Source organism: Phenylobacterium ferrooxidans, from assembly GCF_042714595.1.
Classification (GTDB): domain Bacteria; phylum Pseudomonadota; class Alphaproteobacteria; order Caulobacterales; family Caulobacteraceae; genus Phenylobacterium; species Phenylobacterium ferrooxidans.
Window position 1 is genome coordinate 54,705 of sequence record NZ_JAOTJD010000024.1, and the last position, 11,227, is coordinate 65,931.

An 11,227-nucleotide genomic window follows, 5' to 3' on the forward strand; every position below is an offset into this window, starting at 1 on the left:
GCCCGAGACGAACGCACCTCGCAGCGCTTCGCTCCAACCGAAAGAAAACGCCATGCCCCCCTCCTTGAACCTCGGCCGCGTCAGCGGTCTCGCCAGCCTGCTGATGGCCGCCCTGCCAGTCCTCACCATCGCCATCGTCGCCCTTTCGGCGGGCCTCACGGTCGGCTAGTCCCTCCCTTGGGTCATCCTTGACCCCTGGACGGGCCTGGCCCAAACCGGAGTCATGGACTCCACCGACGACCCCCTCGCCGAACAGGCCCGCCACATGGTGGAAACCGTGCCCCAGGCCGCGGCGCTCGGCTTCAGGCTGGTTTCGGTGGGGGGTGGCCGGGGCTCGATCCTGGTCCCCTGGCGCGCCGAACTGGTGGGGGATCCCGCCACCGACGTGATCGCCAGCGGCGTCGTCACCTCCCTGCTGGATCATTGCTGCGGACTGGCGATCAATTCGTCGAAGGGCGAACGCTTTCCCACCGCGACCCTGGATTTGCGCATCGACTACATGCGCCCGGCCGCCCCGCGCGCCGACATCACCGCCCTGGCCCACTGCTACAAGATGACGAGGTCCATCGCCTTCGTCCGCGCCGAGGCCTGGGACGTCGATCCCGCCGACCCCATCGCCACGGCCCAGGCCGCCTTCATCCTGCACGGCGCGAGCGCGCCGCGATGAGCGAGGCCAACGACCGCCTGCAGGGCTTCCTGGCCTCGGTGCCCTACATCCGCTTCCTGGGCATGCGCTGCGAACTGGCGGGCGACGAGATGACCGCCATCCTGCCCTTCGCGCCGCACCTGATCGGCAACACCATGCTGCCGGCCCTGCACGGCGGGGTGATCGGGGCCTTCCTGGAGATGACGGCTCTGGCCCAGCTCTCCGTGGTCCAGCAGACGCCCAGGGTCCACAAGACCATCGACGTGACCATCGAGTACCTGCGCCCCGGCCGGGCGCTCACCACCTATGCCCGCGCCGACCTGCGCAAGGTCGGCCGCCGCATCGCCAATGTGACGGTGGAGGCCTGGCAGGAGGCGCGCGGAACCCCGGTCGCCGCCCTGCGCGGCCACTTCATGCTGAGTGGCGAGGACTAGCCTCTTCCTCTCCACTTGTGGGAGGGGGAAAAAGCTCAGCTCGCCGGCTTCAGAGCCTTGGTTTCCGCATGGATCGCGTCCAGCGCCGCCTGGGCCTTGGCCATGGCGGCCGCGTCGCCCTTCTCCCGCGCCTCGGCCAGTTGCCCGCTGGCTTCCATCTCGCGAACCGGCAGCAGGTGGGTGGCGTCGGCGCGCCGGAAGGGGCCGCTCTCGATGCGCCGCAGGTTGTCGCGCTGGCGCTCGGCCTCGGGGCCGGTCCCGACGCCGTAGGTGAAGAAGAAGCGGCCGATCTTTTCCTTCACCGCCGGGTCCAGGTCCTTGCGCCAAAGCATGGGGTCCTCGGGAATGGTGGGCGACGACCAGATCACCTTGAGATTGGCCAGGGTCCGGGCGCCGGCGTCGGTATGGTGCTGGCCCAGGCGGTCCATGGAGGCGGTGTTGTTGGTCGACGCATCCAGGACCCCGTTGGCGACCGCGAACAGGTTGGCTTCATGATTGGCCGAGCGGACCGTCTTGAAGCAGGTCTCCGGCTTCAGCCCGCGCGGCGAGAACAGGTAGGTCATGGGGGCCAGGGTGCCGGAGGTGGACTTCACGTCCCCCATGCCGAAGTTCAGCGTGCGGTCGCACTTGAGCAGCTTGTCCAGGGTCAGGCCGCTGTCCTTGCCGACGATGATCACCGACTGGTAGCCGTCCTCGCCGCCGTCCGGCTTGGTGGTGCGGGCGAAGACCTCGCCGTTCGAACGCCGCACCGCCTCCAGGCCCGACTGGTTGGTGAACCAGCCCAGATCGGTCTGCTTGAAGCGCATCGCCTCGATCAGGGAGGAGTAGTTGGAGCCGAAGAACGGCTTGATGGTCAGGCCGGTGGCCTTCTCCATGTCGGCCAGGAAGGGGGCCCATTCGGCGGCCTGGGTGGAGGCCTTCTCCGTGGACATGATCGAGAAGTTGATGACGTTGGCGGGGGCGGCCTTCTCCGCCGGCTTGCCGCAGGCGGCCAGCAAAAGGGCCGCGGCCAGCAGGCTCGCGCCCAGTTTGGAAGAGATCATCGGCATACCTGACAAGACGTCCAACCCCCTGTTTCGCCTGTTCTTGTGACGCCTGTCCGACATCGGCCAGCGAAAACTAAGCTTGAGGCAGGGCAGTTTGGGCGCTAACGCCCGCCCATGTCACTGCAAGGTCTTTCCCACCAAGCCCGCGAGGCCAAGAGCTGGCCCTTCGAACAGGCCCGCCTGCTGCTGGCGCGCATCCTGCGCCTGCGGCTCACCGACGCCGAGCGCGACCTGGCCGCCAGCCTTATCAACGAGGGCAAGGCCGGCGAGGCCGTGGCGACCTTCCCGGCCCTCAACAAGCCGGTGGTGTTCCAGTGCGGGTTCGGGGCCTCAGGCCTGCCGCACATGGGCACCTTCGGCGAGGCCGCGCGCCCCACCATGGTGCGCAACGCCTTCCGCGCCCTGACCGAGGACCAGGTCCCCACCAAGCTGATCGTCTTCTCCGACGACATGGATGGGCTGCGGAAGATCCCCGACAACGTGCCCAACCGCCAGATGCTGGAAGAGGACCGCGACAAGCCGGTCTCCAGCGTGCGCGACCCCTTCGGCGAATACGAGAGCTTCGCCCACCACAACAACGCCCGCCTGCGCGCCTTCCTCGACGGCTTCGGCTTCGACTACGAGTTCATGTCGTCGACCGAGACCTACAGGTCGGGCCAGTTCGACGAGGTGCTCCTGCGCATGCTGGAGCGCTTTGACGCCGTCCAGGCGGTGATGCTGCCGACGCTGGGCGAAGAGCGCCGCGCCACCTATTCGCCCTTCCTGCCCATCAGCCCGGTGAGCGGCAAGGTGCTGCAGGTCCCCACCCTCGAGCGCGACGTCGGGAAGGGTGTGATCGTCTTCGACGACCCCGATGGCGGCCGCACCGAGCTGCCGGTCACCGGTGGCCATGTGAAGATCCAGTGGCGTCCTGACTGGGCGGTGCGCTGGACCGCCCTGGAGGTCGACTTCGAGGCCTCGGGCAAGGACCTGATCGACTCCGTCCGCGTCTCCGACAAGCTCACCAAGGTGCTGGGAGGCGTCCCCCCCGTGGCCTTCCACTACGAGCTGTTCATGGACGAGAACAACCAGAAGATCTCCAAGTCCAAGGGCAACGGCCTGACCATGGAGGAGTGGCTGCGCTACGGCGCGCCCGAGAGCTTGGCCTACTACATGTACCAGTCGCCGAAGTCGGCCAAGCGGCTGTTCTTCGACGTCATTCCCAAGGCGACGGACGAGTACCTGCAGCAGCTGGACGCCTTCAACCGGGCCCGCGCCGACGCCAACGCCGTGTCCCTGGACAACCCGGCCTGGCACGTCCATCGCGGCGCGCCGCCGGAGCAGGGCTCGCCGGTCAGCTTCTCCCTGCTGCTGAACCTGGTCTCGGCGGCCGACGCCTCGACCAAGGACATCCTTTGGGGCTTCATCCAGACCTACATCCCTGGCGCGACGCCGCAGAGCCAGCCGCTGCTGGACCGGCTGAGCGACTACGCGATCAACTACTATGAGGACTTCGTGAAGCCCTCGAAGACCTTCCGCCTGGCAGGTGACCAGGAGGCCGCCGCCATGGCTGACCTGGTCGCCCGTCTGCGGGCCCTGCCCGCCGGAGCCGACGCCGAGGCCATCCAGAACGAGGTGTTCGAGGCCGGCAAGGCCGCGGGTTTCGATCCCCTGCGCCTGTGGTTCACGGCCCTCTACGAAGTCCTGCTGGGTCAGAGCCAGGGACCCCGCTTCGGCTCCTTCGCCGCGATCTTCGGCCTGGAGCGGACCATCGCCCTGATCGAGGCGGGGCTGGCTGGGGAGTTGGTGGCGGCCTAGCCACCTTCGTCCCGGCCCCGGCCACGCCCAGAACGTCCCCCGAGCGGGAGGCATCTGAAAGCCGCATGTCCTTCCGGCCGCGTGCGCGCGCCGGGCGATGGCGCGCGCGTCAGAGGGGGCTCGCGTCATGAGGACTCCGCGAACAGCGGACCCAGCTTTCGAAGCCGATCACAAGCCCGCGAGCACCCGAAGGTGATCAACGATCATGTTGACGTTAACGGAACTCAGGCTTACGTTTTGGGAAACCAAAAGGGTAAGGGGAGGACATCCAGATGCCCATGGAACTGCGCCGTCCGGCGCGCACCTTCACCATCCGTCAGTTGTGCCTGGAGTTTAAGTGCACGCCGCGCGCCCTGCGCTTCTATGAGGACAAGGGCCTGCTGTCCCCGGCTCGCGACGGCATGAACCGGGTCTATTCCTACAAGGACCGCGGCCGGCTGCAGCTGATCCTGAACGGCAAGCGGGTCGGCCTGGCCCTGGCCGAGATCGGCGAGATCCTCGATCTCTACGACCTGAACGACGGCGGCGCCGCCCAGAACATCAAGTCGCTCACCAAGTTCCGCGAGCGGATCGTGGCCCTGGAAGCCCAGCGCCAGGACATCGACAAGGCCATCGACGAGCTGCGCGCCGGCTGCGACGCCCTGGAGGCGCAGCTCTCGCGCACCCGCCCCGACCTGCTGCCCCGCGCCGCCGACTACGACCAGGTCCTGCGCGAACGGCTCGGCGATCTCGAACACGCCAAGTGACGAACGGCGCTTTGGCGCCGGCCCGAACCAGCTAATATCAGGGAGGGCTTCCGACCCGTCGGGATCCCTTGCTTGAATTCGCGCGATGGCCACCAAAAACGGCTTCCACTCTTGGCTATCGCGCTTCGCCTATATCCCCGGAGCGGACATGACCTACCAGCCCCCCGTGCGCGACCACGTCTTCCTGCTGCGCGACGTGCTGCAGATCGAGACGTACGCCGACCTGCCGGCCTTCGCCGACGCCTCGATGGATGTGGTGGAGCAGATCATCGAGGAGGGCGGCCGCTTCGCCGCCGAGGTGCTCGCGCCGCTGAACGCGGTCGGCGACAAGGAAGGCTGCACCTGGAGCCCCGACAATACGGTCACCACGCCGAAGGGCTTCAAGGAGGCCTACGCCCAGCTCGTCGAGGGCGGCTGGCCGGCGATCGGCGCCGAGCCGGCCTATGGCGGCCAGGGCCTGCCCCATGTGGTGAACCTGTCCTTCTCGGAGATGAGCTCCTCGGCGAACATGGCCTTCTCCATGTATCCGGGCCTGACCCACGGCTGCTATTCCGCGATCCTGAACGGCGGATCAGACGAACAGAAGAGCCTCTACCTGCCCAACCTGGTCTCCGGGAAATGGGGCGGGACCATGAACCTGACCGAGCCCCAGTGCGGCACCGACCTTGGCCTGCTGCGCACCAAGGCGGTGGCGCAGGCCGATGGAAGCTACAGGATCTCGGGCCAGAAAATCTGGATCTCGGGGGGCGAGCACGACATGGCCGAGAACATCGTCCACCTGGTGCTGGCCCGCATCGAAGGCGCGCCGGCCGGGGTGAGGGGGATCAGCCTGTTCATCGTGCCGAAGTTCATTCCCGACGCGGACGGCAAGCCGGGCACGCGCAACAGCGTCTTCTGCGCCGGGCTCGAGGAGAAGATGGGCATCCACGGCAACGCCACCTGCGTCATCCAGCATGACGAAAGCACCGGCTGGCTGGTGGGGACCGAGAACCAGGGCCTGCGCCTGATGTTCGTGATGATGAACGAGGCTCGGATCGGGGTGGGCTTGCAGGGGATCGCCCAGGCCGAGGCCGCCTACCAGGCCGCCGCCGCCTTCGCCAAGGACCGCCTGCAGGGCCGTTCCCTGACCGGGCCCAAGAATCCCGACGGCCCCGCCGACCCGATCATCGTCCACCCCGACGTGCGCCGCATGCTGATGGACTCGCGCGCCGTCATCGAGGCCGGCCGCGCCTTCCTGTTCTGGACCGCCCTGCACGGCGACCTGGCCCATGCCAGCCCCGACGAGGCGGTGCGCCAGAAGGCCAATGACTACATGGCCTTGATGACCCCCGTGGTGAAGGGCTTCCTCACCGACAAGGGGCTGAAGGTCTGTTCCGACGCCCTGCAGATTCACGGCGGCTCGGGCTTCACCGAACACTTCCCGGCCAGCCAGTACATGCGCGATGTCCGCATCGCCCTGATCTATGAGGGCACCAACGGCGTCCAGGCCCTGGACCTGGTGGGGCGCAAACTGGCGGCGGACGGCGGCCGGGGCGTGATGAGCTTCTTCGCCGAGATCGACGCCTTTGTAGAGCAAAGCCAGGCCGACGCGGCCCTGCAGCCCTTCACCGAGGGCCTGGCCGACGCCAAGGCCAAGCTGCAGGAGGGCACCATGTGGCTGATGCAGAACGGGCTGATGAACCCGGAGAACGCCGGCGCGGCGTCCACCGACTACATGCACCTCTTCGGGCTCACGGCCCTGGCCTATATGTGGGCCCTGATCGCCAAGACCGCCCAGGCCAAGGTCGCGGCGGGCGACACCGATCCCTTCTACGCCAACAAGCTGGTGGTGGGCCGCTACTACATGCAGCGCGTCCTGCCCGACGCTGGCGCCCACCTGGCCAAGCTGACCACGGGGTCGGAGCTGATGATGGCCCTGCCAGCGGAGGCCTTCTGACCATGGCGAAATACGTCGCCGAGGTCCTCTGGACCCTCAAGGACGGCGAGGATTTCCTGAAGGGCCGCTACAGCCGCGGCCATTCGATCACCTTCGACGGCGGCGTCGAGCTCGCCGCCTCGGCCTCGCCCCACGTGGTGGGCAAGTGGGCGGTGGAGGCGGCCGTCGATCCGGAGGAGATGATGGTGGCGGCGCTCAGCAACTGCCACATGCTGACCTTCCTGCACCGGGCCCGGCTCGCCGGCTTCCTGGCCGTCCGCTACCAGGACGCCGCCGAGGGGATCATGGAGGAGGTCCGTCCCGGACGGCAGGCCCTGACCAAGGTCTGGCTGCGGCCCGTCATCACCTGGCAGGGCGACGAGCCCACCGCCGAGCAGCTCGCCCAACTGCACCACGAGGCGCATGACGAGTGCTTCATCGCCAATTCGGTGAAGACGCAGGTGATGGTCGAGGCGCGCGCCGCCGCCTAGGCGCGCTCCCGCATTCCGCGTTCGGCGACCGGCGCTTTACGAATGGTTTATGCGCGGTGGCGTAGCCTCAGCCCAGAGGGGGCGCGTCCGAGACCTCCAACCGGGGACGCCAGCTGTCGTGAACACCGCATCCGATCTGGGATTGGCCAAGACCATGCTCGCGCGCCGCAACGGCCTGCGCACCCGCATGATGTTCGCCGCCATCTACGCCGTGGCCTTCGCCCCCGTGGCCGGCTGGGGGCCGTCGGCCCTGTGGATCTCCACCTACAGCCTGCTGCAGGCCTGCGAATACTATCTCTTCGCCTCCGAGCGCGCCCGCGCCAGGCCCGTGCGGGGGAACCTGGCGCTCGCCATGCTGGCGCTGAACTCGGTGGTCTATGGATCGCTGGCGGTGATGGCCATCCTCAGCAAGGGCTCCTGGGGCCTGACCTGCGGCGGGCTGTTCCTGGCCGGGGCGGTGCTCAACACCGTGGTCACCAACCAGCGGTCCCAGGCGGCCTATGTCGCCTCCATGACCCCCTTCGGCGTCTACCTGCTGATCACCGCGGCTCTGGCCTGGATGATCAGCGGGACCTCCACCTATGGGGTGGCCGTGGGCATCGTGGGCGTGCTGCTGGTGTTTTCCTCCACCATCCTCTGGCGCGCCGCCGCCGACGGCATCGAGAGCCAGCGCCGGGCCCGCGAGGAGGCCGAGCGGGGCCGCAGCGCCGCCGAGGCCGCCGGCGACGCCAAGTCGGCCTTCATCGCCATGGTCAGCCACGAGCTGCGCACCCCCATCAGCGCCATCCTGGCCGGCGCCGAGGCCATCGAGCGCCGGGGCGGCAAGGACGCCAGCGACGGCGCCCTGATCGCCGAGAGCGGCCGTATGATGCGCACCCTGCTCAACGACCTGCTGGACCTGTCGAAGATGGAGGCGGGGCGCATGAGCGTGGAGACCATCGCCTTCGACCTGTCGGCCCTGGTGGCCGACACCACCGCCTTCTGGCGGGCCGAGGCGGAGAAGAAGGGCCTGATCCTGGACCGGCTGGGGGACGAGGTGCTGCCCACGGCGGTGGCTGGCGACCCGACCCGCCTGCGGCAGATCCTCAACAACCTGATCTCCAACGCCATCAAGTTCACCCCGGCCGGCGCCGTGACCCTGACCGTCACCGGCCAGGACGCGGCCTTCGAGTTCTCGGTGACCGACACCGGGCGCGGCATGACGCCGGCGGAGCTGTCGCGCCTGTTCGCCCCCTTCGAGCAGGGCCAGGTCTCCACCGCCCGCACCCACGGCGGCACGGGGCTGGGCCTCTCCATCAGCCGCGAGCTGGCCCGTCTGATGGGGGGTGATCTCACCGCCGCCAGCGAGGCCGGCAAGGGCGCGGTCTTCACCCTGTCCATCGATCTTCCCCACGCCGCCGACACCGCGGCCCCCGACCTGGCCGACGTGGCGCAGGTCCGCGTGCTGGTGGTGGACGATCACGAGATCAACCGCCGCGCCGTGGCCCTGATGCTGGAGCCCTTCGGGGTCGAGCTCACCGCCGCGGCGTCGGCCGCCGAGGGGCTTGAGATCGCCGCGACCCAGCCCTTCGATGTCATCCTGATGGATGTCTACATGCCCGAGATGGACGGCCGCGAGGCCTGCCGCCGCCTGCGCGGCGTCCCGGGACCCAACCGGTTCACCCCGGTGGTGGCCTGCACCGCCTCGGGCAGCGACCAGGACTGGGCCGACTGCGTCGCCGCCGGCATGACCGACCACGTGGCCAAGCCGATCGATCCCGGGGCGCTGAGCGCGGCGATCGCCCGGGTGCTGGCGAGGTCGGAAGAGCTGCCGGACAAGGCGGTTGCCTGACCTCTTCCCCTCTCCCGCTTGCGGGAGAGGGTAGGGTGAGGGCTCTTTCTGCAGCTCAGTTGTAACTCCGAGGCCGAGACGCGCAGCCCTGCTGCGCGCCCCCCTCACCCTACCCTCTCCCCCTGAACGGGGAGAGGAGAAGAGGCCAGCAACGCCTCCAGCCGCGCGCTCAGCGCCGCATCGTCCTTCAGGTCGCACTCCCAGATCGTCTCCACCCGCCAGCCCAGGGCCGCCAGGGTCGCGCGCGACGCCACATCCCGCGCCCGGTTTCGGTCGACCTTGGCGAGCCAGTAGTCGCGGTTGGCCTTGGGGACCCGGGCGCCGCGGGCGCAGTCGTGGCCGTGCCAGAAGCAGCCGTGAACAAAGATCGCCAGCCGGCGGCCCGGCAAGACGATGTCCGGTGAGCCCGGCAGGTCCTTGCGGTGCAGGCGGTAGCGGGCGCCAAGCCTTGTCAGGGCCTTGCGCACCTTAAGCTCGGGGGAGGTGTTCTTCCCCTTCACCCGGGCCATCACCGCCGAGCGTTTCTCCGGGCCGTAGACATCGGTCACGGCCGGGAGCCGCCTCTACAGCCCGTCGAACAGAGCCGTGGAGAGGTAGCGCTCGGCGAAGCTCGGGATGATCGCCACCACGGTCTTGCCCACGAAGTCGTCCCGCGACGCCACGTCGAAGGCCGCCGTCAGGGCCGCACCGGACGAGATGCCGACGGGGATGCCCTCTTCCCGGGCCACCCGCCGGGCCATGGCGAAGCTGTCGTCATTGGACACCTGGATGATCTCGTCGATCACCCCGCGGTCCAGGATGGAGGGGACGAAGCCCGCCCCGATGCCCTGGATCTTGTGCGGGCCGGGCTTGCCGCCCGAGAGGATCGGCGAGGCCTCGGGCTCCACGGCGATCATCCGCAGCGAGGGCTTGCGGGCCTTCAGCACCTGGCCGACCCCGGTGATGGTGCCGCCGGTGCCGACCCCGGAGATCACGGCGTCCACGCTGCCGGCCGTGTCGTTCCAGATTTCCTCGGCGGTGGAGACCCGGTGGATCAGCGGGTTGGCGGCGTTGTCGAACTGCTGGGGCATGACGGCGCCCGGGGTGGCGTCCACCAGCTCCTTGGCGCGGGCCACGGCGCCGGCCATGCCGCGCTCGGCGGGGGTCAGCTCCAGCTTGGCGCCCAGGATCAGCAGCATCTTGCGCCGCTCGATGGACATGCTTTCGGGCATGACCAGGGTCAGCTTGTAGCCCTTGGAGGCGGCGACGAAGGCCAGGGCGATGCCGGTGTTGCCGCTGGTGGGTTCGATGATGGCGCCGCCGGGCTTCAGGATGCCGCGGGCCTCCAGGCTCTCGATCATGGCCACCCCGATGCGGTCCTTCACCGAGCCGATCGGATTGAAGAACTCCAGCTTGGCCAGGACTCGCCCCTTGGGGTTCAGGGCCTTGGTGAGGTTGGGCAGGGCCACCAGGGGAGTGTCGCCGATGGTGTCGATGATGGAGTCGTAGATCTTGCCCCGCCCGGCGCGCTTGTGGCGGGCGGCGTCATAGGCGGAGGTGTCGGCGGCGTCGGCCATGGGTCAGGTCTCTGAAGGGGGCTCTTTGCGCCAGACCCTACCCCCGTGGGCGGGATTTGGAAGGGAGGTCTTGGCGCGGGAGGGCGAGGTTTTCTAAAGGTGCTCGGCCGTCCCTCTCCCCCGGCGTGTCAGATGAGGGGTCGATAGCGCGCATCAGCAAACCCAACGCGTCATCCCGGCCGTAGCGAAGCGGAGAGCCGGGACCCAGGGGCCCAGCCCCGTCACCTGGGTCCCGGGTCTCCCCTGCGGGTCGCCCGGGATGACGGATGGAATTATGCCGCTCATCCCGGCGAAGGCCGGGACCCAGATTCATCCTGAGCCGTTCGCATTGATCCGAGGCTGGCTCTTGAGCTCCATGAGAGTCCGGTGGATTTCACCTGGGTCCCGGCCTTCGCCGGCTGCGCGAGTGACCTACTCCGCCGCCAGCACCGCCGGCGCGCCCTCCAGCAGCGGCTCCAGGACGTTGGCCGCCAGCCAGCGCACCGCCGGCGCCGCCACCCCGTCGCCGATCACGTGCAGGGCGGAGGTCGCCGCCTTGGGCAACTGGTAGGTCTCGGGCAGGCCCATGAGGCGCGCGCCCTCGCGGGGGCTGAGCAGGCGGCTGCGCACCTCGCCTGCGTCGATCACCACCAGGGTTTGTCGCGATGAGCCGCCGCGCGGGGTGCGCAGGCAGCCGGCCAGACCGTCGAAGCGGGCCTCGGCGCGCTGCACCCGGACCCCGTGCTCCACCCGCATGCGGCGGAACAGGCCGCCCACGGCCCGCTG

At 68.9% G+C, this 11,227-nt stretch carries 11 protein-coding genes and 1 pseudogene; 8 read left to right on the plus strand and 4 right to left on the minus strand.

Annotated elements, in window-relative coordinates; all coding sequences use genetic code 11:
- The first annotated feature begins 223 nt into the window (after positions 1-223).
- Positions 224-667, plus strand: a complete 444-nt coding sequence (locus OCL97_RS13435; RefSeq protein ID WP_377370479.1) for a PaaI family thioesterase — start codon at positions 224-226, stop codon at positions 665-667.
- On the plus strand, positions 664-1,080 hold the full coding sequence (locus OCL97_RS13440; protein WP_304777351.1) for a PaaI family thioesterase: 417 nt from the start codon (positions 664-666) through the stop codon (positions 1,078-1,080). Before OCL97_RS13435 ends, OCL97_RS13440 begins: the two co-directional genes overlap by 4 nt.
- Before the next feature lie 35 nt (positions 1,081-1,115).
- Here the strand turns inward: OCL97_RS13440 and phnD are convergent, their stop codons facing one another.
- Positions 1,116-2,123, minus strand: a complete 1,008-nt coding sequence (gene phnD / locus OCL97_RS13445; RefSeq protein ID WP_377370480.1) for a phosphate/phosphite/phosphonate ABC transporter substrate-binding protein — start codon at positions 2,121-2,123, stop codon at positions 1,116-1,118.
- 117 nt (positions 2,124-2,240) lie between these two features.
- On the opposite strand from phnD, the gene OCL97_RS13450 reads away from it, so the two are divergent.
- From OCL97_RS13450 to OCL97_RS13470, 5 genes are all read left to right on the plus strand, one after another.
- Entirely contained in the window at positions 2,241-3,923 is a 1,683-nt protein-coding gene (locus OCL97_RS13450) for a lysine--tRNA ligase (protein ID WP_377370481.1), read from the plus strand.
- A 272-nt stretch (positions 3,924-4,195) separates the two neighbouring features.
- Positions 4,196-4,669: a MerR family transcriptional regulator gene (locus OCL97_RS13455; protein WP_293495689.1), complete on the plus strand. Its 474-nt coding sequence runs from the start codon at positions 4,196-4,198 to the stop codon at positions 4,667-4,669.
- 148 nt (positions 4,670-4,817) lie between these two features.
- Entirely contained in the window at positions 4,818-6,605 is a 1,788-nt protein-coding gene (locus OCL97_RS13460; protein ID WP_377370482.1) for an acyl-CoA dehydrogenase C-terminal domain-containing protein, read from the plus strand.
- Between the two features lie 2 nt (positions 6,606-6,607).
- A complete protein-coding gene (locus OCL97_RS13465; protein ID WP_377370483.1) occupies positions 6,608-7,075 on the plus strand; it encodes an OsmC family protein in 468 nt (155 codons plus the stop codon).
- 118 nt (positions 7,076-7,193) lie between these two features.
- A complete protein-coding gene (locus OCL97_RS13470) occupies positions 7,194-8,906 on the plus strand; it encodes an ATP-binding protein (protein ID WP_377370484.1) in 1,713 nt (570 codons plus the stop codon).
- 104 nt (positions 8,907-9,010) lie between these two features.
- Here OCL97_RS13470 and OCL97_RS13475 read toward each other — a convergent pair whose 3' ends face one another.
- The gene (locus OCL97_RS13475; protein ID WP_377370485.1) at positions 9,011-9,454 is read right to left on the minus strand and encodes a very short patch repair endonuclease; all 444 of its coding nucleotides are present in this window, start codon (positions 9,452-9,454) and stop codon (positions 9,011-9,013) included.
- 15 nt (positions 9,455-9,469) lie between these two features.
- Entirely contained in the window at positions 9,470-10,462 is a 993-nt protein-coding gene (cysK, locus tag OCL97_RS13480) for a cysteine synthase A (protein ID WP_304777344.1), read from the minus strand.
- A gap of 171 nt (positions 10,463-10,633) precedes the next feature.
- On the opposite strand from cysK, the pseudogene OCL97_RS13485 reads away from it, so the two are divergent.
- A pseudogene (locus OCL97_RS13485) lies at positions 10,634-10,726 on the plus strand (hypothetical protein); the annotation flags it as partial.
- Positions 10,727-10,873: 147 nt separating this feature from the next.
- Here the strand turns inward: OCL97_RS13485 and OCL97_RS13490 are convergent.
- Positions 10,874-11,227 (minus strand): DNA cytosine methyltransferase (locus OCL97_RS13490; RefSeq protein ID WP_377370486.1); only part of this gene is annotated, 354 nt, incomplete at its 5' end.